This is a genomic window from Pedobacter sp. NO84 (genome assembly GCF_059703915.1).
Map to the genome: position 1 here is coordinate 3,193,224 of NZ_AP046575.1, position 26,457 is coordinate 3,219,680.

General features: G+C 37.8%; 25 protein-coding genes. 5 read left to right on the forward strand and 20 right to left on the reverse strand.

Going from position 1 to position 26,457, the window contains the following annotated elements:
* From AC6H0V_RS14015 to AC6H0V_RS14045, 7 genes are all read right to left on the reverse strand, one after another.
* Positions 1 to 1,233, reverse strand: a complete 1,233-nt coding sequence (locus AC6H0V_RS14015) for an ABC transporter permease (RefSeq protein ID WP_497560815.1) — start codon at positions 1,231 to 1,233, stop codon at positions 1 to 3.
* Positions 1,234 to 1,326: 93 nt separating this feature from the next.
* Positions 1,327 to 1,965: an MBL fold metallo-hydrolase gene (locus tag AC6H0V_RS14020; protein WP_497560816.1), complete on the reverse strand. Its 639-nt coding sequence runs from the start codon at positions 1,963 to 1,965 to the stop codon at positions 1,327 to 1,329.
* 47 nt (positions 1,966 to 2,012) lie between these two features.
* On the reverse strand, positions 2,013 to 2,597 hold the full coding sequence (gene gldD, locus AC6H0V_RS14025) for a gliding motility lipoprotein GldD (RefSeq protein ID WP_497560817.1): 585 nt from the start codon (positions 2,595 to 2,597) through the stop codon (positions 2,013 to 2,015).
* Position 2,598: 1 nt separating this feature from the next.
* Positions 2,599 to 3,342, reverse strand: a complete 744-nt coding sequence (locus AC6H0V_RS14030; protein WP_497560818.1) for a shikimate dehydrogenase family protein — start codon at positions 3,340 to 3,342, stop codon at positions 2,599 to 2,601.
* 140 nt (positions 3,343 to 3,482) lie between these two features.
* The gene (locus AC6H0V_RS14035) at positions 3,483 to 4,250 is read right to left on the reverse strand and encodes a phosphosulfolactate synthase (RefSeq protein WP_497560819.1); all 768 of its coding nucleotides are present in this window, start codon (positions 4,248 to 4,250) and stop codon (positions 3,483 to 3,485) included.
* Between the two features lie 65 nt (positions 4,251 to 4,315).
* On the reverse strand, positions 4,316 to 5,719 hold the full coding sequence (locus AC6H0V_RS14040) for a tetratricopeptide repeat protein (RefSeq protein WP_497560820.1): 1,404 nt from the start codon (positions 5,717 to 5,719) through the stop codon (positions 4,316 to 4,318).
* Between the two features lie 440 nt (positions 5,720 to 6,159).
* Positions 6,160 to 8,664: a M1 family aminopeptidase gene (locus tag AC6H0V_RS14045; protein WP_497560821.1), complete on the reverse strand. Its 2,505-nt coding sequence runs from the start codon at positions 8,662 to 8,664 to the stop codon at positions 6,160 to 6,162.
* Between the two features lie 104 nt (positions 8,665 to 8,768).
* Here AC6H0V_RS14045 and amaB point away from each other — a divergent pair, with 104 nt between their 5' ends.
* On the forward strand, positions 8,769 to 10,310 hold the full coding sequence (amaB, locus tag AC6H0V_RS14050; protein ID WP_497560822.1) for an L-piperidine-6-carboxylate dehydrogenase: 1,542 nt from the start codon (positions 8,769 to 8,771) through the stop codon (positions 10,308 to 10,310).
* 277 nt (positions 10,311 to 10,587) lie between these two features.
* On the opposite strand, the gene AC6H0V_RS14055 is transcribed toward amaB, so the two are convergent.
* Positions 10,588 to 11,241 (reverse strand): GIN domain-containing protein, encoded by a 654-nt coding sequence (locus tag AC6H0V_RS14055; protein ID WP_497560823.1) that lies wholly within the window; start codon positions 11,239 to 11,241, stop codon positions 10,588 to 10,590.
* 500 nt (positions 11,242 to 11,741) lie between these two features.
* Here AC6H0V_RS14055 and AC6H0V_RS14060 point away from each other — a divergent pair, with 500 nt between their 5' ends.
* Genes AC6H0V_RS14060 through AC6H0V_RS14070 form a run of 3 tightly spaced genes read left to right on the forward strand, consistent with a single transcriptional unit; the run spans position 11,742 to position 15,964 of the window.
* Positions 11,742 to 14,639 (forward strand): DEAD/DEAH box helicase, encoded by a 2,898-nt coding sequence (locus AC6H0V_RS14060; RefSeq protein ID WP_497560824.1) that lies wholly within the window; start codon positions 11,742 to 11,744, stop codon positions 14,637 to 14,639.
* 10 nt (positions 14,640 to 14,649) lie between these two features.
* Positions 14,650 to 15,294, forward strand: coding sequence for a DUF2927 domain-containing protein (locus AC6H0V_RS14065; RefSeq protein ID WP_497560825.1), 645 nt, complete (start codon positions 14,650 to 14,652; stop codon positions 15,292 to 15,294).
* 10 nt (positions 15,295 to 15,304) lie between these two features.
* Positions 15,305 to 15,964 (forward strand): DUF2927 domain-containing protein, encoded by a 660-nt coding sequence (locus tag AC6H0V_RS14070; RefSeq protein WP_497560826.1) that lies wholly within the window; start codon positions 15,305 to 15,307, stop codon positions 15,962 to 15,964.
* A gap of 34 nt (positions 15,965 to 15,998) precedes the next feature.
* Here AC6H0V_RS14070 and aat read toward each other — a convergent pair whose 3' ends face one another.
* The 4 genes from aat to AC6H0V_RS14090 are packed head-to-tail and all read right to left on the reverse strand — an operon-like array spanning position 15,999 to position 18,542.
* Positions 15,999 to 16,646 (reverse strand): leucyl/phenylalanyl-tRNA--protein transferase, encoded by a 648-nt coding sequence (aat, locus tag AC6H0V_RS14075; RefSeq protein WP_497560827.1) that lies wholly within the window; start codon positions 16,644 to 16,646, stop codon positions 15,999 to 16,001.
* Between the two features lie 50 nt (positions 16,647 to 16,696).
* Positions 16,697 to 17,092: an META domain-containing protein gene (locus AC6H0V_RS14080; RefSeq protein WP_497560828.1), complete on the reverse strand. Its 396-nt coding sequence runs from the start codon at positions 17,090 to 17,092 to the stop codon at positions 16,697 to 16,699.
* Positions 17,093 to 17,100: 8 nt separating this feature from the next.
* On the reverse strand, positions 17,101 to 17,502 hold the full coding sequence (locus AC6H0V_RS14085; protein WP_497560829.1) for an META domain-containing protein: 402 nt from the start codon (positions 17,500 to 17,502) through the stop codon (positions 17,101 to 17,103).
* Positions 17,503 to 17,510: 8 nt separating this feature from the next.
* Positions 17,511 to 18,542, reverse strand: a complete 1,032-nt coding sequence (locus AC6H0V_RS14090; RefSeq protein ID WP_497560830.1) for an App1 family protein phosphatidate phosphatase — start codon at positions 18,540 to 18,542, stop codon at positions 17,511 to 17,513.
* Between the two features lie 2 nt (positions 18,543 to 18,544).
* Between AC6H0V_RS14090 and AC6H0V_RS14095 the strand changes: the two genes are divergently transcribed.
* Positions 18,545 to 19,414, forward strand: a complete 870-nt coding sequence (locus tag AC6H0V_RS14095) for a diacylglycerol/lipid kinase family protein (RefSeq protein ID WP_497560831.1) — start codon at positions 18,545 to 18,547, stop codon at positions 19,412 to 19,414.
* Positions 19,415 to 19,426: 12 nt separating this feature from the next.
* On the opposite strand, the gene AC6H0V_RS14100 is transcribed toward AC6H0V_RS14095, so the two are convergent.
* From AC6H0V_RS14100 to trpC, 8 genes are all read right to left on the reverse strand, one after another.
* Positions 19,427 to 19,819, reverse strand: a complete 393-nt coding sequence (locus AC6H0V_RS14100; protein WP_497560832.1) for a hypothetical protein — start codon at positions 19,817 to 19,819, stop codon at positions 19,427 to 19,429.
* Position 19,820: 1 nt separating this feature from the next.
* The gene (locus AC6H0V_RS14105; protein ID WP_497560833.1) at positions 19,821 to 20,474 is read right to left on the reverse strand and encodes an energy transducer TonB; all 654 of its coding nucleotides are present in this window, start codon (positions 20,472 to 20,474) and stop codon (positions 19,821 to 19,823) included.
* A gap of 17 nt (positions 20,475 to 20,491) precedes the next feature.
* Positions 20,492 to 21,199: a peptidoglycan DD-metalloendopeptidase family protein gene (locus AC6H0V_RS14110; RefSeq protein WP_497560834.1), complete on the reverse strand. Its 708-nt coding sequence runs from the start codon at positions 21,197 to 21,199 to the stop codon at positions 20,492 to 20,494.
* Positions 21,200 to 21,982: 783 nt separating this feature from the next.
* Positions 21,983 to 22,621, reverse strand: a complete 639-nt coding sequence (trhA, locus tag AC6H0V_RS14115; protein WP_497560835.1) for a PAQR family membrane homeostasis protein TrhA — start codon at positions 22,619 to 22,621, stop codon at positions 21,983 to 21,985.
* On the reverse strand, positions 22,608 to 22,991 hold the full coding sequence (rbfA, locus tag AC6H0V_RS14120; protein WP_497560836.1) for a 30S ribosome-binding factor RbfA: 384 nt from the start codon (positions 22,989 to 22,991) through the stop codon (positions 22,608 to 22,610). The genes trhA and rbfA overlap by 14 nt, the downstream gene beginning before the upstream one ends.
* A gap of 24 nt (positions 22,992 to 23,015) precedes the next feature.
* Positions 23,016 to 24,113, reverse strand: coding sequence for an alginate lyase family protein (locus AC6H0V_RS14125; protein ID WP_497560837.1), 1,098 nt, complete (start codon positions 24,111 to 24,113; stop codon positions 23,016 to 23,018).
* Positions 24,114 to 24,260: 147 nt separating this feature from the next.
* On the reverse strand, positions 24,261 to 25,454 hold the full coding sequence (gene hflX, locus AC6H0V_RS14130; protein ID WP_497560838.1) for a GTPase HflX: 1,194 nt from the start codon (positions 25,452 to 25,454) through the stop codon (positions 24,261 to 24,263).
* A 164-nt stretch (positions 25,455 to 25,618) separates the two neighbouring features.
* On the reverse strand, positions 25,619 to 26,452 hold the full coding sequence (gene trpC, locus AC6H0V_RS14135; protein ID WP_497560839.1) for an indole-3-glycerol phosphate synthase TrpC: 834 nt from the start codon (positions 26,450 to 26,452) through the stop codon (positions 25,619 to 25,621).
* Positions 26,453 to 26,457: the final 5 nt, after the last annotated feature.

Consider the following 26,457-nt stretch of genomic DNA (forward strand, 5'->3'; position numbering starts at 1 on the left):
TTAGAGATCTTGATTTAAATGATCTATTTTCTTAACGCTTAAATTTGATGCCAGCGCAGAAGCAATAAAAGAAAAAATACCAACAGTTACAAAAACGAGAATAAAATCTGTCCACTTAAATGCAATTGGATAAGCACTAGGAATTAGCAAATTCGATTCGCCCATTTTAAACCATCCAAAACGTTGTTGTAACAAGCAGAAAATAAATCCGATTAATAATCCAAATATACAACCCGTTAAGGTTATCATCATACCTTCGAGTAAAAATATTCTTTTGATTAACTTTTTGCCAGCGCCAAGGCTGTTTAAAATTGAAATATCCTTTAACTTATCAATCACCAACATCGTTAACGAGCCAATAATATTGAATATTGCAATAATTAAAATAAAGGTTAAAATTATGTAAACCATCCACTTCTCTGATCCGAGGACATTGTAGAGTGCTTGATTTTGTTGCTCCCGGTTTTTAACTACAAAACCTTTTCCCAGTTTATCGGATATTTCCATCCTTAATTTTTCAGGGTTTACTCCATCCTTTACATTAATTTCTATGGTCGAAATTTTTGTTCCTTCACTCAGTAATTTACGGGCAAAACTTAAGGGTACAATAACGATATTATCAAAGTCCTGCTGAATTTCAAACACGCCCGAAGGGGCAATTGTCAATACCGTAAAATCATCCATAGGATTAACAGAGCTGGCGTGGACACCTTTCTTTGGCGAAAAAATCTGCAAGGGAACAAATGCATCGCTTGTGTTAACCCCGAGATAGGCCTGCAAGGCAGATCCAATTACGGCAAAGGGATAACCCTCGCCCTCAATTACAAATTTACCTTCAACCATAATGGTGTCAAGGCTTTTGTTTTTAATAAAATCATTGCTCACACCTTTTACCAAAGCTGGAGACTGCTTATTGTTGTACCTGATGAGTGCATTCTCAGAAAGGGCCTCGGTATAAGAAAATATAGAGCTATCCTTTCTCAGTTCATTAAAATACGCGGTATTTGGATTAAAGGTTTTGCCTTGTGCGGGCATGATGATAATTTGGGGCGTGATGGTATTAAACATTTTAAGTACCACTTCCTCGAAGCCATTAAATACAGATAGAATAATAATCAATGCTGCGCTTCCTACAAAAACGCCCAAAACCGAGATCATGGAGATGATGTTGATGGCATGTGTCGATTTCTTTGCAAAAAGATATCTACGGGCGATATAGAAGGCTGTATTCATTAATCAAATATAGGGAAATGGAAGAGGTAAAAGGGAAAATGGAAGATGGATTTCAAGATTAACCCCCACATCTTCCGTTTTACATTTCCCATCTTACATCAAAAACGGATTATTTGTTTTCTCGAAACCAATTGTTGTTGATGGTCCATGTCCGGGAAAAACTTCACAATTATCTGGCAATTTAAATACATTGTTCTTAATACTTTGTATTAATTGCTGATGGTTTCCTCCAGGCAGGTCGGTTCGGCCAATGCTACGGTAAAATAGTACATCTCCCCCAATTAAAAAGTTTTCTTCAGGCGCATAAAAACATAGATGTGCGGGAGAATGACCGGGAGCAAAAATAAGTTCCAACTTACTGTTACCAAATGTTACGGTGCCGGTTTCCGGCAAAAAGGTTTCAGGTTCTGGCGAAAGTTCGTAGTGCATTCCCATTTGAGGCGCATATCCGGGAACCGCTTGTAAGATGTACAGTTCTCCTTGATGGAATTGAGGTTTTAAACCCCAGTTATCGAACACAAATTTATTGCCCAAAACATGATCGATATGACAATGTGTATTTAAAAGCAATGTGGGCTGTAACTGATTCTCCCTGATAAAAGACACCAGTTCGTTTTGCTCAGCACCATCATACATACCCGGGTCTATAATTACACAAGCGCCCGTTTCATCCCACAAAACATAAGTGTTTTCCTGATAAGGGTTAAATGTGAATTTTTTTAAGTTAATCATGAGCTGTTGTTAAAATTTGAAAGGTTTAAGATTACAACATTTAAACTTTAGTTTTTCCATCTAAAGGTTTCGATCATTTTATCAATATCTTTTTTTATAAACCTGATCACTGGCTGAATAGAATCATATTGAGGCCGTTCATTAAAATAAAGCGCTCCTCTTACATAGTGTTTGGCACTGTCCGTTAAAAAAAACTGCACAGAAGATGCGGTGTTCCCTTCAATAGCGTAATAGATGCCATAAACTTTCCTATCGGGATAATTAATCAATTTCTGATCTATTGCACTCGCCTTGATGGTATGTTTCATTGCAAGAACCCTAGCTAATTCCGTCATGTTGTTATAAGCTTTTTCTGAAAAAACGCCGTGATAAGTTAGATGCAATTGCCCATTAAATTGAGGAAAGTTGAGGTTATTCCAACACGGTTGTGCATTTTTATCGGTATCTGGTACCATTTGGGCATACACAGGATATTCAAACGTAAATGGGCAGTCGCCATTAAATGTGTGGTATGACTTTTTAGGGAAATTAATCCTAAAGTAACCTTTGGGCTTTGGTGTATTCACGCTTTCCCCCGTACATGCAAAAAGCATGAAGCTTACTAAAAATAGGATAAAATTTCTCTTCTTCATGTTATGTATTCCAAATATACCAAGAACGTTCTGCTTGTAGGTATAACATTTCCAATCCATTTTTAATTGCTGCCCCCTGGGCTTTTGCCTTAGTTAAAAACAGAGGTTCTGCTGGATTATAAACCAGATCGTATACCAAATGCTGTGGCGTTAGGTATTGGTATGGGATATCGGGCGCCGAGCCTAGATTTGGTGACATCCCCAATGGGGTTGTATTGATTATCAACTGATACTCGGCTAATAATTCTTTCGTGATGGCACTATAAGGTATGGTTTGATCACCTAAATTTCTAGAAACTACTAAAAAAGGGATTTGAAGTTGACCCAACGCGTATTTTACGGCTTTCGCCGCTCCACCGTCACCAAAAATCAATGCTTTGTTGTGCTGTTCTTTCAACAACGGCCTTAACGATTCGGTAAAGCCATAAGCATCCGTGTTGTATCCTTTTAAGGTAACTTTATCCCCAGTTTGATCAATGGAGATGCAATTAACCGCACCAATTTGTCTGGCGGCATCATCAATGGAGTTTAAGTATTGGAGTACGTTTAACTTGTGCGGAATGGTAACGTTTAATCCGCAAAGAGAGGGATTCGAATTAATTAACGACATCATTTCATCAGCTGATGCCATTGGAAACAACTCATATTTACAATCGGCAATATGTTCTTTTTCAAATTTTTCCGTAAAAAATTTTTTGGAAAAAGAATGTGATAAAGGAAAGCCGATTAATCCGAAAGTTCTCATGGTCTTTGTCGTCTTTGCGAGGAGGTACGACGAAGCAATCTCCTTCTTGTTAAATTTATTTATGCGGCAAGGGGATTGTACCACTGGCACTCCTTTGGAGCTTCTCCCGATGAAAAATCGGGATCGCAAAGCCGAATAAGTTATACTCCTTTATTCAAAAAATAATCAAATGTATCACCTCTTAAACCTAAGCGGATAGTTTCTAAAGGGATTACTTCAGAAGGAGCAATGTTACCTAGATTAACATTAGTACCTATAAGTTTGATAAACCAAACCTGTTGTTCTTTTTGCGGGGCTTCCCAGATAATAGTTTCTTCAGGAATTTGGGTCAAAATCTCATCAACCAAACCTTCTCTAACCTCACCGGTACCGCGATAAATACCAACATTTCCTCCTTCTCTAGCTTCGGCGATCACTTTCCAGGAGCCCGCTTCGATTTCGGCTTTCATTAAGGCAATCCATTTGTAGGGTGCAAAAATCTTAGCTGCATCTTTTGATCCAACTTCAGAAATAACCGTAACCTGGGTAGCTAATTTTCTGATAAATTCACATTTCTCATCATGTGCGATATCCATTGATCCATCAGAAACTTCGGCATATTCCATTTGAAATTCATCCAATACCTTACGATAATCATCAAACTGATTACGAATAGCAAAAGCTTCAAATAATGTTCCCCCAAAATAGGTTGGAATCCCCGCACTACGGTAAAGTGCCAGTTTTTCTTTCAAATTAGGGGTTACATATGAAGTAGCCCATCCTAATTTTACAATATCCGTATGTACTCCAGCAATTTCTATAAAATCCTCTACTTGTCTAAGACTCAATCCTTTATCCATCACCATGGTTAGCCCGCCTTGACGAGGTTTAACCGATCGCTCAGGAATATCATTCAATTTATAATTCATATATGATGCAAAGGTTATAAAAACTCTGCTATTTTTTAAATTTAACTGTTAAATGGGTTTTGTAATTATTTTATGTACTTGTTAATAACGTCTATAATCAAGCCGTTATCCTGCAATTGCGGAAGATATTCAAACAAGATATAATGCTTTTCTGGGTCGGTTACCAAAGCGGTTTCTAGATAGGCAATAGCATCATTGCTTTGTCCGAGGGCAAATAAATAAGCTACCATCCGATAGTAAAGTTCGGCCGCATCGGGATTGTTTTTAATGGCTTCGGCCATGGTTTCCGATGCTTCAATCAATTTGCCCTGTTCGTACAATACCGTAGAAAAATCCAACCAAGCTTCAATATCTAATGGGTTGTATTCTAAAACCTTATAATATGCTTCTACCGATTCCTCTATTTGACCCAATTTATAATGTGCATCAGCCATTGCAAACCAAAAATCCGGATTTTCTTCGTCTAGTTCTATGGCTTTTTTATAAAAGTGTAGCGATTCGAAAAAACGTTCTTCAAAATTTAGGGTTACTCCAATTCCAAACCAGGCATCGGCCATTTTAGAATCCATTTTTACCGACTTTTTGTAGTAAGAACGGGCTTCATCCATTTGCTCCAATTTCTCATAGCACTCGCCTATGGCACAATAGGTATCAGCATTTGGTGGTTCGTATTCAAACGTTTGTTTATATACATCAATTGCTTCCTGATATTTATCAAGCTGCACCAAGGCATTTCCTTTGTTGTAGTAAGCTGATGCAAAATTTTCTTTGATCAAGATGGCATAATCGTAGGCATCAATCGCTTTTTCGAAAAGATCAAGTTTATGATAAGAGTTGGCCAAGTTGTACCAGGCTGCGTAAGAATAAGGGTCGCTATCGATATATTCCTGATAAAACTGAATGCTTTCTTCTTGCTTATCTAAAATATCATAACAAAAAGCAAGCTCATAAAGCCCGTCCTTATTTTCCATATTTTGTTCTAAGCTGCGCTTGATATAAACTATTGCAGTCTCGTAATCGTGCATGTTTTGATACACGTACGCCATTTGCAACAAAATTTCGTCGGTTGTTTCGGCGAGGCTTAAGGCCTTCTCAAAATTTTCAAGGGCTTCTGCATGGCGATCTAGATTTTGATAGATATTTCCACGTAGCACATAAATATCAGGCTCTGATGCCTCTAACATTTCCGCCTTTTCCAATGCCGCAAAAGCCTTGTCTACCTGATTGGTAAATAATAAGAGTTGGGCTTGTTTAATTAAGAAAACCGCAGCATATGGATGCTGGCTCAACGCATATTCTATAACTTGTAATGCTTTTACCGGGTCGTTCTTTTCTATATAATTGTCGATTATATATTCAAATGCCTGCGCATCAAAAAAATACTGATCCTGATTACGGATCATTTCTTCGTAACGTTCTACAGAGTGTTGAGCATCATCATTAAAATCAAATTCAAATTCTTCTTCCATTATACTAATATTTAAAGAACAACCCTATTATTTAAAATACCTTATAAGTTTACGTTATTTAAGAGATGAGTTAAGAAAATAATTTTCCACATACACACACCCGATAAGATAATTGATTAATAATAAAAGAATTAGCTCTATGCTATTTGCAAGCAGCGCATGGCACTTACAACCAATTTATAGCTTAAATGTTCACAAAATTACGATATTTCTAGGCCAACATAGTAAGATTAGGGTCATGATTGCGGGAGCAAGGGGCGTGGAGCATAGAGCAAGGGCAAAAATAAAGCTACAAACAAGATTTCTTAAATCTGTGACTAAAAATTAACGTTGCGGTTAAAAGGATTGATGATCGCGGATAGCTAGGAAAGAGGGAAAATATAAAAGTCATCGGATGAATAGGTAGGGTTTCTAATATTCATCCGATGACTAACCGATGGCTATTTTTTCGCCAATTCATCAGCGGCTGCTTTAAAATATGCCGCCTGCTTAATCAAATTATCTTTTGCTTCCCCAGAGGCACTCTCAGCCGCCTTTAACTTCGCCTGTTCTGCAGTGGTAAACACTTGAACAAACTGCTTTCCATAATACTGCGTTAGCTTGGTACGGTCCATGTTGCTAATGATTGCCTGCGCACCCGCTTGCGTAATTTTAGGATTAGTATTTTTGCTGAGGTAGGTCGAATAAAAACCAACAACTCCTGCCAACTTACCGATGTCGGCAGTATTTATGATGTTTAAATAATAATCATTAAACATATCATCACCCAGTGCAGAATACACCTGTGCCAATTGCGACGGAATATGTGATTTTGTATCTTCATCCAAACCTTTGATTACAGTTGATAATGCAGTTGGGTCTAATGCATTGATGCCCTGTACTCCAGTTCCAATTACCCTGTAGGAAGGATCTTTTAATGCATCGTACATCAAAGTCAAGTACGACTTATCGCCTGAGCCTGCTAATTTAGTTAACGCAGCGGCACGAACAGATGATTTAGGATCTTTTTTAGCGAGATCAACCAATCTTGATGCCGCTAGCGCTTTCATCTTATCATCTTTTAGGTTAAGGCCTCTAATAGCCATTGCTCTGATAACCTCGTCCTGATCGGATAAGGCCAACATCAATAGTTGTTGCGCCTCTAACTCCTTGTTCTTTAAGGCTGCTTGTTGTATAGCCACATATCTATTTGCATAAGATGGCGCCTTGGTATATTGGAGGATATACTGTTCCAAGGTTTTATTGTCTCTGATTTCCCCAACAAGAATTTTATCAACGTCAAAATCGATCAAATCAGGCTTAACAGAAACCGGGAAGCTAAAACTTTGTTCGCGACTGTTGATCGTAATTTCTTTATTTATGAGCTGGCCACCTGCCAAGATCTTCACTTTTAGGGGCAAAGTAAACGTCTGTACGCTTGCTGCTTGGATCTGCTTCACATCAATAGTGGCATTTCCATCTTTATATCCATATTTTACGTCTAAGATTGGATGTCCCCCAGCGTAATACCACTGGTTAAAATATTGCGACCAATCTTTTCCGCTCACGTCTTCAAAAGCCAAGCGCAATTGTTGTGCCTCTCCATTTTTATAAGCATTGGTGGTAAGGTATCGGTTTAAGCCACTAAAAAATGCATCATCGCCCATTTGATTTTTTAGCGCATACAAAATAACAGCCCCTTTAGGGTAACTGATGTTATCAAAAACATCTTCTTTATCATTGTAATTGAAGCGCACCAAGTTTGCACTTTCCCCATTTTGGGTTGATCCGAGATAAGTATTTAACTTTTCAAACCTTACTCTATCGGCCGCATCCAATCCCATATCATGTTGTTTCCAAATGATTTCTGAGAATGCCGCGAAAGATTCGTTTACCGTAATGTTAGACCATGATTCTGCAGTTACATAATCGCCAAACCACTGATGGAAAAGTTCGTGTGCAATTGTACTTTCCTGATCGCCATCTAATAGTTCGCGATCTGTTCTTTGCACGGCTTCCCCATGAAGGGTAGCTGTGGTGTTTTCCATAGCACCCGAAACGTAATCTCTAGCCACTATCTGCGAATATTTGTTCCAGGGGTAATCTACGCCTGTAACCTGCGAGAAAAAACTCATCATTTTAGGTGTCTTACCAAAAATGGCTTTGGCATACGGCGCATATTTGGGCTCTAAATAATAGCTTACTTCCTTTCCTTTCCAAAGCTCTTTCGTGATCCTAAAATCTCCAACAGCCATCATAAATAAATAGGGAGAATGCGGTTGGTCCATTTTCCAGGTATCAGTTCTTGTTCCGTCAGCATTTGGCTTTTGCGAAACCAATTTACCATTAGAAAGTGTAACATACTTAGATAAAACCGTCATCGAGATTTCTGAAGTTGTTTTTTGGTTAGGCTTGTCGATTGTAGGGAACCATGCTGATGAAGCTTCCGTTTCACCCTGTGTCCAGATTTGGGTGGGCTTGTTCTTTTCTGTTCCATCAGGATTGATAAAATACAATCCCTTTGCGTCGGTTATTGCCGCACTTCCTTTAATGGTGAGTTCGTTTGGTTTGGCGATATAGGCGATAACAACGGTGTACTTTTCACTTTTATCATATTTCATACCGAGATCGATATAGATTTTTTCTTTATCGTAGGTAAATTTTAAGGGCGTATTTGCTTTTAGACCCACCATGGCGATACTTTTTATATCCATTCCTTTCGCATCAAGCGTAAGCGTATCTGTGGAATAAAAATGGGGCTTTAAGGTTAACCATGCCGTACCATACAAATATCGTTTGGCATAATCAAATTTCACGTCGAGCTTGGTATGCACCAGATCGTTTACTTTTGTTGCAGTAGCACGATAAGTGGGATTTACTGCAGGTTCATTTTGTTGGGCATCCACAACAGTAGTTGCGCCTAAAATAAATAGGCCAATTAACCCAGTTAGTAAAGGTTTATTCATATTTATAAATTTTAAGTCATCCGATGACTTAAGTCATCGGATGACTAAGTTACAATAATTTTTTGTTGCTTTGTAGGCGTTGATTTTCTGATTAAAACCGCACCATGGAAAAAGATATAAAGAGTTTTTTAAAACAATTAGGAATTGAAGATAGTAACCCATCCTTTAGTACAGGAAGTAATTGGGGCAAAATAGCAAGTGATAAAACAATTGAAAGCCACTCGCCAGTTGATGGGAAAAAAATAGCATCAGTTAATGTTGCTTCTCAAAAAGATTATGAAGAAGTTGTTGCTGTTGCACAACAAGCGTTTTTGCAATGGCGAACTGTTCCTGCGCCCAAAAGGGGCGAGATGGTTCGTCAGTTTGGAGATGCGTTAAGAGCTAATAAGGAAGCTTTAGGTACGTTGGTTTCTTATGAAATGGGCAAAAGCTTGCAAGAGGGTTTTGGTGAAGTGCAGGAAATGATAGATATCTGCGATTTCGCAGTTGGTTTATCACGCCAGTTGTACGGTTTAACCATGCATAGCGAAAGACCAAACCACCGCATGTATGAGCAATGGCATCCGCTGGGTATTGTAGGAATTATTTCTGCATTTAATTTTCCGGTAGCTGTTTGGGCCTGGAATACTGCGCTAGCATGGGTTTGCGGTAATGTTTGCATTTGGAAGCCCTCAGAAAAAACACCTTTAACGGCCATTGCCTGTCAGCATATTATCGAAAAAGTTTTAGTAGCCAATGCTGTGCCAGAAGGTGTTTGTAATTTGGTTATAGGCGATAGGGAGATGGGTGAAGTAATGAGCAACGATCCTCGCCTTCCGCTAATTTCGGCAACCGGTTCTACACGAATGGGTAAAGCGGTTGGTGCTGCTGTAGGTGCAAGGTTAGGAAGAAGTTTACTCGAATTAGGAGGAAACAATGCCATTATTATTTCTAAGGATGCAGATCTCGACATGTCTATAATTGGAGCCGTTTTTGGAGCCGTAGGTACTGCGGGCCAGCGATGCACCACTACCCGAAGGTTAATCATCCACGAAAGCGTTTATGATGTCTTCAAGACTAAGTTGATTAAGGCTTACGGACAATTAAGGATTGGGGATCCTTTAGATCAGCATAACCACGTAGGCCCTTTAATAGATACGGATGCGGTAGCGAATTATTTAGATTCGATTGAAAAATGTAAAACCGAAGGAGGCCATTTTGTAGTAGAAGGGGGAGTGTTAGATGGACCTGAATATTCGTCGGGATGTTACGTTAAACCTTGCATTGCAGAAGTTAAAAATGATTTCAAAATTGTACAGCATGAAACTTTTGCGCCAATTTTGTACCTCATTAAATATAAAGAATTGGATGAAGCCATTGCTTTGCAAAATGGTGTTCCACAAGGATTATCATCGTCAATTATGACCTTAAATTTAAGGGAAGCGGAACAATTCCTTTCTGTACAGGGTTCAGATTGTGGAATCGCAAATGTAAATATCGGCACGTCGGGCGCCGAAATAGGTGGAGCCTTTGGTGGAGAAAAAGAAACAGGTGGTGGAAGAGAAAGTGGATCTGATGCGTGGAGAGCATATATGCGTAGACAGACCAACACCATTAACTATGCAGATACGTTGCCATTGGCACAAGGGATTAAGTTTGATCTGTAAGCGTCAAGCGAAAAGCTTGGTGCTTGGAGTAAAGCCTAACGCTTTCGATCAGCGTCTAACGAAAAAAGCGGCTTTTGGCCGCTTTTTTATTTATGATGAGGTTTATCGTTTTCCCAATTCTTGCCCTGGGTCTGGGTTCCTAAGGTTAAAAGATTGTAAGATTAATCTAATCCGTAAATTCAACTGCTCGTGGTTCTCTTCCTCTTGGTTTTGGATTCTTACTTCTCGTTCCTTCTTTTTTTCATGCTCACTTTTCATCGCATCCTCCTTGTTCTTATTACAACTTGCTGATCTGCGGAAGATCATCAGCAACTGCTTGATTGTATAGTGTTTGTTTTTTTGCAGCAATTACCTTTTCAATAGTTGGCGCAGTTGTTTTTACACTAGTGCAATCTGAAGCAAACTGATCCATATTAATTTTTGCCTGTGCACTTAGTATCGCATTGTAGTCTTCTGCGCTGCCACTTAATTTTAGTGCCGCATTATCTTTTACCGAGGTGTAAAGGTTTAAAGTGGTTGCATTAATATCAGCACTTGCATTATCTTTTAACAGCACATCTAAGGTTAAGAAGCTAACTTTACCATGGGTTTTTACGCTCGAGTTGTTATTTGCTTCAATTACTGAGAGGTTACGCACGTAAACTGCAACTGTTAGTTTTTCTTTTTGGAATGAGCTGATACGTAGAATGCCATTTTCTTGTTGCACTAATGCATTTTTAGAATAATAGCTATCGTAAACCTTAACGCTCTCTGTTGGTGCCTGAACCACAATTACTTCAACGTTACCGTTTACTACAATTTTGGTGATGTTTTTTACCTCGTTTAAAACGGTTACATTTTTTTCTTTTACACCTGTTGCAGCAAATGCAGATGTACTTAAGGTAATTACTGTTAATGCTGCTGCGAATACATTTTTAATAGAAGTTTTCATGACTTTAATATTTTAAATTAATTTTCTTGGTTTATAAATTGTCTCTTGGTTTTTCCTATCAGCCCTTGCTGGCAGGTTTTGTTATTAAGACGACATTAGGATAAAAAGGTTGCAGCACCTTGCATTCTTTTATACCACAGGTAGTTATGTTTAGACGAACGGCTGTAATTATTCGACGAACTGGCGGAGGAAATCTCAAAAAATTAAGCCCTTATTTATAGTCGGGCAGTGCGTAGTCCGTGCCAAAGGCATCCCCTTGGGAAAAGTCTAGGGGTTTAATTTGTATAGAAAGTTAAACTTGTAAACTTTATAGCATCTGTAATCAATATACTTTATCGGCGTAATCCTCTTCATCCCTGCCGGCCTGCGGGCGGGAGCGTAATCATCCGCTAAGCGTAATAGTTTAAAAAATGTATCAATTCTGTTTGATTACACTTCTAAATGATGTAAGTTTAGAAATTTTTAGATGCTTATCTTTTCTTTCTTTTAGCCTTTGACCAATGTTACGCGTAAATAGTTCAGGACCCTGCAAAATTGTATATTCATTATGTAAGCATGAGTTTTTGGGCTATTTAATTGAACCCCATATCGTTCAGCTCAATCCGCAAGGCGATTTCTCATTAACCTACCAACGCCTATTTACCCATACCGCAAAAGAGTTTGCCAAACATTTAACGGAGGTTGATTTTAAATTGATCAAAATTTTAGATGAGACCGAGCAGGATGTCATCATTAAAAAATACCATAAAAAAGCCATTAGGCCTTTTGAGTTTTTCAGTAAATTTTACGACGAGAAGTTTTATGAAAGTGTTCGCCCTAAAATCGAGAAAAAATTAGCCGAGGTTTTAGAGATCTTAAAGGAAAAAAATGGGCTATACCTTATGGACAAAGATGGTTGGCCCGCAGAGCGAAAGATAGACCTTGCTACCGAACCAGCCACGGTGCTTTTCCATTTTAGACGCAATGAGATCGAAACCCGATATTTCCCCACTATAAAATATCAGGGTCTTCGGATTGATTTCATGTTTAAGGATGCACAAGTGATCTGTAATCAGCCAGCATGGCTTTTACTTAATGAGGTGCTCTATTTTTTTGAACAGGAAATTGAAGGCAAGAAGTTCATTCCATTTTTAAATAAAAGGTATATTTCCATCCCTAAGGCTACAGAAGAAACCTATTTCGAAAAGTTTGTTGGACCCCTTATAGAAAAGCACCACGTTTATGCCGAAGGCTTTGAGATCAAGACCGAAAAGTATGATGCCACGTCCGTTATTAAGGTCATTTATGTAGACGGCGGCGTGTCGCAGATCCAACTGTATTTTAAATACGGAAAATATACCTTTGTAATGGGAGCTGAGCATAAGGTTACGGTTCGTTTATCCAAAGATGAAGATAACTATACCTTTACCCGGATCAAAAGAAACAGCGATTGGGAAAAACAACAATTTAATTTTCTTCAAAGCTTAGGCCTCAAAAAGATCAGTCCACTTTTTCATCACCTTGAACTGCCAAATTTAAGCGAAAACGATAACCCATCCTACGCCATCATCACTTGGGTTAATGAGCATATCGATGTTTTACAAGAACAGGGATTTGAGATTGAACAAGCTAGTACCGGTAAAAGATTTGTATTTGGGGCCAATAAAATCGATTTTGAGATTACCTCTGATAACGATTGGTTTGATATCAATGCCATTGTTTACTTTGGGATCCACCCCATCCCTTTTATCGCTTTAAAACAACATATCCTCCATAAGAAAAGAGAGTTTATTTTGCCAGATGGTGATATTGCTATTATTCCAGAAAAGTGGTTCACCCAGTACAATAGCATTTTTAGTTTGGCCGACGGTGGCAAAAACCTAAAACTTAAAAAACATCATATCGGTTTAATCAATGATTTGGCCGAGGATAGCTTAGCCCACGTAACCTTAGATAGAAAGCTCCAAAGGCTCAATGATTTTGAACTGATAGATGATCAGAAAATGCCCGTTAATTTTAAGGGCGATTTAAGACACTATCAAAAAGCGGGCTACAATTGGTTCAGTTTCTTGCGCGAATACAATTTTGGCGGATGCCTGGCTGATGATATGGGATTGGGCAAAACCATTCAAACGTTGGCGATGTTGCAAAAACTAAAAGAAGAAGACGAACAGAACAATACCCATAGCACCTCCTTGATCGTAATGCCAACTTCCTTGATTTACAATTGGTTAAATGAGGCGAAGAAATTTACCCCAAAACTTAAAATCCATGCCCACACAGGTACCTTTAGAAACAAAGATATTAGCCTTTTCGATAAATATGATCTTGTAATTACCACCTACGGCATTACCAGAGTAGACGCAGAGCTGATTAGAGACTTCTACTTCAATTATATCATATTGGATGAAAGTCAGAACATTAAAAACCCTTCTTCAAAATCTTTTAAAGCAGTTCGAATGTTAAGATCGAGAAATAAGTTGGTGTTAAGTGGTACACCCGTAGAAAATTCTGTTGGCGATCTATGGACACAGCTTACTTTTCTAAATCCAGGATTGTTAGGCACACAATCTTTTTTTAATGAAGAATACGTGCAGGCAATCGAGAAAAGAAAGGATGAAGACAAGTCAAGAAAGTTGCAGGCGATTATAAAACCCTTTGTATTAAGGCGAACCAAAGAGCAGGTAGCCTCAGAATTGCCTCCAAAAACCGAACATATTTTCTATTGTGATATGAGCGAAGATCAGGCGGCTTTTTATGAAAAAACCAAATCCGCCTACAGAAATGACCTGTTAACCAGTATGGACAATGGCACCTTTACTAAAAAACAGGTGCAATTATTGCAGGGATTAACGGCTTTAAGACAATTGGCCAATCACCCTGTAATGATTGATGAAGATTATGATTCTGATTCGGGAAAGTTCGAAAATGTAATGCATACATTGGATAATGTACTTAAAGGAGGCCATAAGGTGCTGATTTTCTCGCAGTTTGTAAAGCATTTGAGCATTTTCAAAAACTGTTTCGAAAAAGAAGGTATCCCCTTTGCCTATTTGGATGGAGGAACCAAGAATCGAGGAGAGATTGTAGCCGAATTTCAGGAGAATGCAGCGCTAAAAGTGTTTCTAATCTCAATAAAGGCGGGAGGCGTAGGCTTAAATTTAACACAGGCTGATTATGTGTTTATTCTAGATCCTTGGTGGAATCCAGCAGTTGAACAGCAGGCCATAGACCGTACACATAGAATTGGCCAGGACAAGAAAGTTTTTATTTATAAATTTATATCTAAGGATACAGTGGAGGAGAAGATACTTGCCCTTCAGCGAAGAAAGAAATCCCTTGCCAATTCATTGATTACCACAGAAGAAAGTTTTTTTAAATCACTTAGTAAAGACGATATTAGAGAATTGTTAAATTAAAATTACGCTCATGCCTCTCAAAATCAAACTTTTGTTAAGCTGTATTTTAATATTCAGCTCAGCTTGTTTTGCCCAGCTTAACCCCGAAGAAAAGGCAGTTTTCGATGATATTGCCTATGCTCCAGCAGCAACCGGAAAACCAGTTATCTTAAAATGGACGTCGCCGATCAGGTATCAGATTACTGGCGAACAGGTTGATTACCTGATCAAAGAGGCCGAAACCATTTTTGCTCAGTTGGCTCAATTAACTTCCTTGGATATTAAAAGGGTTGATACAGATGAAGAGGCTAACTTTGTTATAGAGCTTGGGAAAGACGATCCTTCAAGAGATCTAGGATACTACCTTAGATATATGGGAAATTCAATTCCAAAGCCAAATGAAAAATCAGAGATTATCAGGGCCAAGATGTCCTTCGTAGTTTCTTCTGCTTTAACCAAGGTAGATCGGAAATATGTGTTTATTAGAATGGTCCTGAAATCTATAGGCTTTTCTAAATATTCTTACGAAATGGAAAATAGCCTTTTTTATGCCAGAACAAACAACACTATGAAGATTGAAAAATCTGACGCCCGCATTATTAAGGCCTTTTATTCGCCAGAAATTAAGCCGGGCATGACAAAAGACCAAGTTAACCATCTTTTCGGACTCAATTAAATCCCTTCTTATGCTTAGGATAGCCTCCCTATTTTGCTTTTTACTTATAGTAACATTTTCCGCTGCTGCGCAAAAACTTACGCCAGAAGAAAAAGCGGTTTTTGATGATGTTGTTTACAACCGAATTAAGGTTGGAGAATATGAGACTGTGCAAAAATGGGCTGTTCCAATCAGGTATAAAATCTATGGAGATACGTCTGCTTATTTGACAAAGGAAGTGGACTCCGCTTTCAGTTTACTTAAGAAATTAACCTTATTGGATATTAAGCGTACAAGCGATGAGGACGAAGTTAATTTTACCTTTGTTTTTAGTGAGGATCCAGAATTCTTTAAAGATTATACACTAAATAAAAAACCGCTCACTAGTCCGGGTAACTTTAGAAAAAGAGTAAATGCGAAAGGAGAGATTTATCAGGCTGCTAATTTAATAAACACCAAATTATATGGCACCAAACAATTTGTTAAATCGGCAATTAAAAGGCTGATCCTTAAAAATATGGGGTTTTCAAAAACTTCTGATAGGGTCTCCAATAGTCTATTTTCTGCTGGAACCAATATCAAAATAAAGATCGACGATTTTGATACACACATTATTAGGGCGCTGTACTCGCCCTTGGTAAAAGCGGGAATGACAAGGGAGGAAGTGGAGAAAATTTTGAATGAATTTTAGAACGCGATGAATTGCTACTTAGCTAATTATCAAATCAGCAAACTGGGTTATTTTTGTTCAAAATACCCAAATACCTAGCCCTACTTATCATCTCTGCACCTAAGCTCATCAAATGCCCGTTTGGTAGTTGGCAATCTATCAATTTAAACCCCCCATTTTTTGCCAGATGAATTAACGCCGCTTTTGAAGCGTTACTTACTTTGCTGAACATACTTTCGCCACAGAACACCTGATTTATTTTAACACCATACAGGCCCCCTACCAGTTCATTTTGCTGCCAAACTTCTACACTTTGGGCAATTCCTTTTTGATGTAATTTAATATAGGCCTCTTGCATATCTTCGGTTATCCAAGTGCCATCCTGCCCTTCTCTGGGTACTTGTGCACATTGGTGTATAACTTGGGCAAAAGCTTTATTCATGGTGATACGGAAGGTATTGCTGCCTAGAATTTTTCGCATGCTTTTACTGATGTGCATATACTCAGGAAAAATTACACAGCGCTCGTGAGGCGCGTACCATAAGATAGGGTCATTATCACTAAACCAAGGAAATATGCCACTTTGGTAGGCTAAAATAAGCCGTTCTTCACTTAAATCACCACCAATTGCCAATAATCCATCTGCTTCTGCCAGTGCAGGATCTGGAAACAGGAGCACATCATTTAGTAACTTAAAGATCATTTAAAACTAAGATAATAGGATTAACAGGATTATAGGATGAATTTAATTACTTAACGAGGTTCAGAAAATGTCATCATAAGATGTCCATTTTTATATAGAAGAAGTTTTCCTCCACTAATTTTAGCAAAATCTGTCTCCTCCAGATCTTTAAGGTATTTATTTTCGAGTTCGCTTTTACCTTCGCAGAACATTTTAGTGGCGTATATCTTCTCAAATTTTATAGCGGTATCGGTAATTGCTACCACTCCACCATAAGAATTACAGAAAGACTTGCCGCTTATCTTATTTTCTGTGTCAAATTTGAGGCTTACGCCACTATTATAGGGGATATTTGCAGCCCAGCTTCTCAATATCCAACTGTTTTTTGAAAACGAACTTACGTCGAACTTAGGAGAGCAAGAACCCAATAACACCGCAATCAGTAAACTTAGAGATAACTTTTTCATTGCCTAATTTACTGATTTTTAACGAAAACCATGACTAGTTGCGCATCCCTAAACAGTTGCAGCTTTCCGTTCACTACTTTAAAAGATGTGGTTGCTTTAAGATCATCTAAATAATTTTTTTCTGCCTGCCCAACTTCTTCGCAATACATCATCGTACCAAAAATCCCATCAAATTTGACCGAATTTCCTTTTATAATTGCATTGCCCCCATAACCATTGCAAAAAGATTTTCCGGTAATTTTGTTTTCAGCGTCAAAGCTAAGCGTGGCCTCTTTGCCGATGGGTAAAGTTTGACCAGGCCATTCGCTCAACAGCCATTTTGAATTTATAACCGTATCTGAAGTCATTTTTTCGGCGCACGACTGCATTCCAACAATCATCAATAGCCCTATTAGTATTCTTTTCATCATTTTATAAATTAGGTAATCAATCCTATTTTTTTGGAGTGGATAATTGCCTCTTCACTTTGTGTAAACAAGCAGGTATGGATATGTTGATCTTCAATTTTATCTAATAATGTTCGTGTAGCCTCCTCTTTTGATGGCCGCACATTCCTAATGTATACTGCGGCAACACTCGACGGATATTTTTGGGCAATCGCCTGATAAATTGCTGGATCTTGCTGAGAGTTATCCCCAAAAAAAACAAAGGATTGGTTCGGAAAAGCATCGATGATTCTCATCACCCGTAAAAGTTTCCCTTCATGACCGGTCTTACCTGTTTTAAACAGGCTCTTCCATCTTTTTAATTGATTTAACAAAAATGCACCTTCAGGAAGTCCATTAAATCTAAAGGTTTCAACTAAATAATCGTATAAATTCCACTCGCTGCTCGATACATAAAAAAAAGGATTAGGCTGGTTAACTTTAGTATGTGCATTGGCCAACAGTTCGTAATGAGTTTTCACATCTGGAAATGTTTTTCTAGTGCGTGGGTTTTTAATGAAAAGTTCCCTCAATCTTTTAGCGATCTTGGCTGAGTGCGATACCATTATGGTATCATCTATATCAGAAATAAAAGCATATTGGGTGATGTGGGGAACATATATTTTACCTTCAGATTGGGCAATTATTTCTTCATTGTCATTTAGTGATTCTACTTTAACATCATGCCAGCCCGCAGCCACTTCATGGTTTGCCTTCCATTCGAATTTAAAAAACCCATCATACTCGGTTTGCTGGTATACCGTTTGGTCGTAAAAGTGGAGTCTCACCTTCGTATATGCAGCTGGCTTAACTACAAACAACTTAAATAGAAGAACGATGTTTACGAAGAGGTTTTCGCTAAAATTCTGGGTGGTTTTTGCTTTAAATTTAAACGCATGACCATAAACCACTAAATTTTGGGTATGGCCATAGCCGTGATATATTTTAACGCTGGCAATCGGGTTCATGATATTTAAAACAGAGTTCCGCATCAGTTGTTTGTAAGACAAACTTAAATTAACCATTTGTGAACGTAAAGACTCAAAAATTACTGTTTGTCGTTAATCCCGGATCTGGAAAGGATGATATAGATTTTAAAAAGGAAATTAAGAGTTTCTTCAAGTCGAGAGAAGAAGAAATCGAAATTTATGAACTGCCAAAAGATTGTGAAATCGAAAAAGTAAAAGCTGCCATTAATAAAGCCAATGCAAATGCAGTTATTGCGGTTGGTGGGGATGGAACGCTAAAACTTGTAGCAGAATGTTTGTTGGGCTCTACCACCCCTATCGGAATAATACCAGCCGGATCTGCCAATGGGATGGCCAAAGAACTAGGGGTCCCTTTAGATTTAAAGGAAGCACTGGCACTCACAACTACCGGGAAATCGAAACAAATCCATGCAGTTTCTATTAATGGCGAACTTTGCATTCATCTGGCCGACATCGGTTTTAATGCTTATTTGGTTAAAAAATTTGATGAATTGCCTGAACGGGGAATGTTAACCTACGCCAAGGCTGCTTGGCAAGCATTTTGGAACCACAGCAAAATGGATGTCGAATTTAAGGTTGGCAAAAAGATGGTAAAACAGAAGGCTGCGATGGTGGTAATCGCTAATGCCACTGCGTACGGATCGGGTTTGCAGATTAATCCCGATGGAAAGCTAGACGATTCACTTTTTGAAGTAATCTTGGTTAAGGAATACGCAGTAATGGAAATTATTAAGATCTGGATCAGCAACCTACCGTGGAACCCAAAAAAAATAGAAAGCTTTCAAGTTGATGAGTTAAAAATATCAACCAGGCGTAATGTTCATTTCCAGATTGACGGGGAATATTTAGGCAAGATTAATAAACTTGAGGCAAAAATCATCCCCAAAGCGATAAAAATTATTTGTTAGGGATTAACCAAGTCAATTAACCAAATTACGGTGCCCACGTATGGTTAAATACAGTCTGAGTACTTCGGCTACAAAACATAGTTTGATTAAGATCTGGGGCCATTTATCATCATAAATTTCAAAGCCTTCGGGAAGCAGCGTAATAAACCCAATGGTAAAAACAGAAAGATAAAGCCTAAAAGGAAATTGGATATAATATAAAATGAAGGCATATTTCTTTGGGAATAACAAACCATAGGCACCCGCCAAAACCAATAAAAACATAGGAAACATTAATATCGATTCAACTTTTTCAGAAAGTAATATTTTTTCTCCGAAGTGGGTGGCAATATAAACCAATTGCATCCCCATTAAAACCAGGGCGATTAAATCTAAAAAAGCAAAAGAACGAAAGAGCAGGCGCATATTATCTACAGTATTTTAAAATATAGTCATCGGCCTTATCTGAGCCCATGTATTTTACGAAATTAAACTCTTCGCATGCACCGGTTTTATCGCCTTGTTTATATTTTCTTAGCCCCGCATTAAGCTTTCTTTCCAAAAATTCATCATCGATCCCCAAGTCGTTTTTAATTAACTGAATTCTAAGTTCATCCTCTTTTTTGTAGATTCCCTTTTCCTTGCTCTTATAAAAATTAAGGATAACATTAAATAATTCTTCCTGGTTCTTGTAAGATTGGATAGAGAGCTCCATATCCGCCTTGCTTTTGCTTTCACAGCCATAGCCCTTTAGCTCAAAACTTACCGGAACAATCAACAGGGCTGTAGTATCATGGGATAGAGGAACGATCCATTGTCCACTGCTCATTTTAACCAATCGCAATGCTTCATCATCTAAATCAATTCCTAATCCCTGAGATACTGAAGATTCGTAGACTTCACCTTCGGCATTTAACTTAAATCCAATTTTTATGGTTCCTTGAATGCAGTTATGTAATGAAAAAGGTGGATAGATGATATTGTTCTTGATAAACGCATCCAAATCGCCCTTTAAATGTGGCTGTTGTGCGCTAGATAGAGAAGAAATTAAAATGAGAAAAATTGATAAAATCCTGAACATAATTAAATTTACGCAATTTATGGCAAAGCCGATGTAAAGGTCTGTTTTAAAATTAAGGCTGGATCAGGACAATTGCTCAAGTAGCCTTCCCGTTTAGTGAACTGACAAACCCCTGGGTAATCTCCCACCCAGTTTCCCATATCAAATATTAACTGAAAGTGTAAATGAGGTGGCCAATATCCATTTTCTTCCTTAACGCCAAAAGTGGCAAATTGTTTCCCAAGGGGGATGAACATCCCTTCGGTTAACCCATTAAGCGAGGCCAAACTCAAATGCCCGTATAATCCATAAACCGTTAAGCCATCTAAATCATATTTCAAAATAATAGTGGCACCATAATCTCCAAAGTTATCGTTAAACTTAAAACTGTGAACTGTTGCATCATGGAAATTATAAATTGGAGTTTCGGCTGGGCCCCAAATATCGATGCCCAAGTGTAACCTTCTGGGTTCTTCCGATGCATCAAAATGGTTGCTTCGGCTGTAGATGGTACGGTGCTCGTTGTATCCGCCTATTCCAAAACGGGCATTATTTTTAGCCAGTTCATCATTAACCCATTCAGAAAATAAGTCGGTATCGGCTAAAACTGCTGGGTTTAAGGCGGTGTTATTCGCTGTAAAATCAAAGGGCAACACTAGCTCTTTTTTAACGTCAAAATCTACTACCTTGCCTATTTTATGGGATGGATGGTTTATAAAATCTTGAAGCTTTTGTAGAGAATTCATCTTAAGCAAATAATTTAGTTAGAGTATGTTTTTTGAACCATCGATAGCTATCGGATTGACATATAAAGTCATATGACTTGGTTTTATTAGCACTACCTTATATTTTCCTATATTCCTTATATGTTTAACAAAATCTAATGTGTCGAACCATATAAGACATTTAAGGACATATGAGTTAGGTTTTTAGCACTTCCTTATATTTTCTTATATCCCTTATATGTTTAACAAATTTATTTATGAACCATATAAGACATTTAAGGACATATAAGTTGGTTTGTTAGCACTTTCTTATATTTTCTTATATTCCTTATATGTTTAACAAATTTATGCATGAACCATATAAGACATATGAGTTAGGTTTTTAGCACTTCCCTATATTTTCCTATATACCTTATATATTTAATAAATTTATGTATGAACCATATAAGACATTTTAGGACATATAAGTTGGTTTTATTAGCACTACCTTATATTTTCCTATATTCCTTATATGTTTAACAAAATCTAATGTGTCGAACCATATAAGACATTTAAGGACATATAACTTGGGTTTGTTAGCACTTCCTTATATTTTCTTCTATTCCTTATATGTTTAACAAATTTATTTATGAACCATATAAGACATTTAAGGACATATAAGTTGGTTTGTTAGCACTTTCTTATATTTTCTTATATTCCTTATATGTTTAACAAATTTATGCATGAACCATATAAGACATTTAAGGAGATATAAGTTTTGGTTTAATATCCTTATATTTTCTTATATCCCTTATATGTTTAATGTTAACCAAAAACATACACATAATTATAAATAAAGTGCGAAAGAGCGCCAAGATTTACAAATACATGCCACACTTCATGGCTATGAAAGAACCTGTTCATCTGTTTATCTTTCGCATAATAATACGTCCCGCCAATATAAAACAGTCCTCCTAAAAACAACCAAACAAGGGATATTCCAGGTAATGTTTCTATCATCTTTTTTATAAATGGGATAACCAAGCAGCCCATGGCAATGTACAAACCAGTAGAAATGGCCTGGTTTTTTAGGCGATTAAATATCTTGAGCAAACATCCAATTAAAGCAATTAGCCACACCAATCCAAATAACAGCCAACGCAGCCACCCATCAAATACTACTAGGGCTGTTGGAGTAAACGAACCTGCAATCATCAAGTAAATACAGCAATGATCAAATTTTTGCCAAAAACGAATTCCATACTCGGTTTTAGGCACGCTGTGATAGATTGCGCTTACGCTAAATAAGATGATAATACCAATACCATATACACACGCGGCTATATATTCAAAAGACGAATTGGCTTTTTGTAATAATAGATAGAGCGCTGGTATAGCAAGAAGTGCGGGAACCACATGGGTAAAAAAGTTTCCTGGTTCCCTAATAAATCTATTGTTCTCCATCGGTCTCATCAGTAGCGGCACGATCTTTTGCTATCTTATCAAAAATCTTATCCATGTGCTCTACATATTCATTGGTATCATCAACAAAAAAAGAAAGTGTTGGTATTACCCTCGCCTGATGGCGAATTCTAGACCCTAATTTATATCTTATTTCGCTTGAGTGTGAATTAACCGTAGCTACCGAAAGGCTGGTATTATTGGTATTGAAAAAACTCAAATATACTTTTGCCACTGCCAGATCTGGCGATACCCGTACTTTAGTTATGGTTACCAATGTGTTTGGCAAATATGCTGATCCTTCGCGCTGAAAAATAGCTGCAAGTTCTTCTTGTAATAGGCCTGCAAACTTTTGTTGTCTTTTACTTTCCATATATTTTTGTTCTGCGTTTGGCGGTTAGCGTTTTACTTCGTTTAATACAAACTGCCAAGTTGGGTATGTTGAACTATTTTTAGTTTGTTGCTGGTAAATAACCAACATTTGATGCTCAAAATAGTTTGCCAAAGCAATACTTGATCTTGCTTCTGAGGGCTTAAACAGCGTCCCTGCAATATAACCCTTTTCTCCATTTGCTGCTCTTTTTTTGTCAAAAGCTGACTTAGAATTTACCCACTCAGCGTGGGTTTTCTCTCCTGTAAAGAAAGGAACCAACCAATCTACAGATTTTTTTAACGAGCTGCCTTCGGCCGATTGATAGGTATATGGATTGTCGCCAAAGTTACCGCCCCTTGCTATAATCGTTGCGGCTACCATTAAAGGATCAACATCATAGATATGATAATGTAAGGCATCCCTTTCATGGAAATCAAAACTACTCCCATCAGGCAATAGATTTTTTGAAATTTGAACTTTGTAGGCATTTAATACCCATTTTTGAAGTGACCTATCGTTAATTACCCAAGCAACTTCGGCCACTTCTTTAATTCGGTGCGAGTTCCAATTGTTCATGTAGGTGAGACCCTTTCCGCTCGCTGCCTTATCAAAGCTTTTAATTTCTTGAAAAGCGGTTTCCCTTAACCAGTTGTTTACTGCTAGATTTATATCATTTGTAAGGTCTTTTTTTACCAGATCAAAAGCAAAAATAATGCGATCCAAATTGGTATCGTTAATGGGGTTACCAGTAGGCGTATTTCCTTTTGACCAAGCTAGAAAAAACTCACTTGCCTTATCTAAATATTTTTTATCACCCTTTACCTTATAAGCAAAAGCTAAGGCATATATTTTTTGCATGTCTTCTAACGAAGCCCAAGTTTTTGTTTTACGCGGATTGCCCTGAAGTATCCCCTCGGTTAAAATCGTATCCGCAGGGTTTGGTATTGCAGTTAAAGCTTCATCAGCAGTTTTTACCAACTCTTCCCAGTGCTTTTTTACATCAGCATTTGTCTGGATCAATTTTTTTAATTTGCCGACCTCAGCAGTGGTTAAGCTTATAACTTGAGCCTTACTAACCAAAAATAGGCAGCTGAAAATACAAAAAAAGAGTATTCGTCTCATATCTGAAAGTCTTAAAAATAACATGCTCGTGAATTGTATTTAACCATCCCGATAGCTATCGGGAAGAAATATAAGTACATTTAATACGCCAGAACACTTAATTTTCTTATATCTCTTATATGTTTTTTAAATAGTTAATATCCAATACTAATATAACAACTTATCGTATGGGTATCTGCTGGTATGTAGAGTTTTAACTTTATTGTAAATCAATTCCTTAAACTCTTCCAGATTTTCTTTTCGCGTAGCGGATATAAAGATAGTTGGAGAGCTATGATGAGACATCCAACTCTTTTTGAAATCAGCCAAGGTTAATGGAGCTGTTTCCTCTTGGTTAAATTCATCAGCTTCTGGAGTTACATAAGCATCAATTTTATTAAAAACCATAATAGTATCCTTATCCCTAGCACCCAAATCATTTAGTGTTTCGTTAACCGTATGGATCTGATCCTCAAAATTAGGATGTGAAACATCTACGATATGGATCAGGATATCTGCTTCCCTAACTTCATCTAAGGTGGATTTAAAACATTCTACCAAATGGTGAGGGAGTTTCCGAATAAAACCAACGGTATCTGACAACAAAAAAGGCAAATTCTCGATAACTACCTTACGTACTGTTGTATCCAATGTGGCGAAAAGCTTATTTTCGGCAAAAACATCAGATTTAGAAAGCATGTTCATAATGGTTGATTTCCCTACGTTGGTATAACCCACTAATGCTACTCTAATAAGCTGCGTCCGGTTTTTACGTTGCGTTTCGTTTTGGCGGTCAATTAGTTTCAATCGTTCTTTTAAGAGAGAGATTTTCTCTAGAATCATCCTTCTATCGCTTTCGATCTGCGTCTCGCCCGGTCCACGCATCCCGATGCCCCCTTTTTGACGCTCCAAGTGGGTCCATAAACGTGTTAGGCGTGGCAACAGGTATTGAAGTTGAGCAAGTTCAACCTGCGTTTTTGCTTGTGCGGTTTGCGCCCTCCCTGCAAAAATATCAAGGATCAGATTACTCCGATCTAATATTTTAACCTGTAGTTCACGTTCGATATTACGGAGTTGTGACGGTGAAAGTTCATCATCAAACACTACCATATCTATTTCTTCAGCCTTTACACATGCTTGGATTTCTTCTAGTTTTCCGGTACCTACAAATGTTGCCCTATCTGGCTTTAACATCTTTTGAGTAAAATTCTTTTCTACCACACCGCCGGCCGTTTGCACCAAAAATTCAAGCTCATCTAAATACTCCTTCGTTTGCTCTGGCTTCTCGCCCGGCCTTATTACCCCAACAAGTACTGCGCGTTCTTGTTTAAGGGCGGTATCATACGTTTTTTGTTTTCCCATGTATATTTTGCAAAGATATGAAATCTAAAATCGTTTAGTGTTTGGAGTAATAGAACATATGCGATGGCTTTAAGTTTACAGTTCTTCTTAATTTTACCACATAGAAACATAGGTCACATAGTTTTTTAAAGCAAATTATAGTTTGTGTGGTATATTTGAAATGCTCACAATTTCGCTACAAATTCTCTCATTGCTGTCCCCGGATCATCGGTTTTCATAAAATTCTCTCCGATCAGAAATCCATTGTAGCCAACTGATTTAAGTTCTTTGATCACTAAGGGATTATCGATCGCACTTTCGGAGATCTTGAGAAATTGGTTGGGGATCTGATCAACCAAATCAAATGAGGTTTGGATATTTACGCTAAAGTTTCCCAAATTTCTATTGTTTACGCCAATCGCGTCTAAATAAGGGCAGCAACCTCTTTCCAATTCTTCCAAATTATGCACTTCCAATAAAACGTTTAGCCCTAAACTTTGGGCTAATTTCCCAAATTTTTCAATTTCTTTTGGAGTTAAAATAGAGGCGATCAATAAAATAATGTCTGCTCCCCATGCTTTTGCTTCCAGAATCTGGTATTCATCCACCATAAAATCCTTACGTAGGATGGGTATCTGATTTACCGCCCTTGCTGCAAAAAGATCATCGGCCATGCCACCAAAAAAATCGTGATCGGTAAGTACTGATAAAGCCGAAGCACCCGCCGAATTATAGGCCTGGGTAACCTCTGTTGGAGTGGCTGTGCCATTGATCAATCCTTTGGATGGGGATTGCCTTTTAAATTCGGCAATAATGCCTGTCCTCTTTTCATCCAAAAGAAAATCGCGGAATACGAAAGGCTGTCGACCGAAATTAGCATTAGCTTCCAATTCTTTTACAGAAACTTTTTGTTTGGCTAAAGCCACCTCTTCTTTTTTACGTAAAACTATCTTGTCCAGAATATTACCCCTAAACCCCTCAAAGTGGCTTTCCTTTCTACCGTTCATATCTTGTGCCATAAATT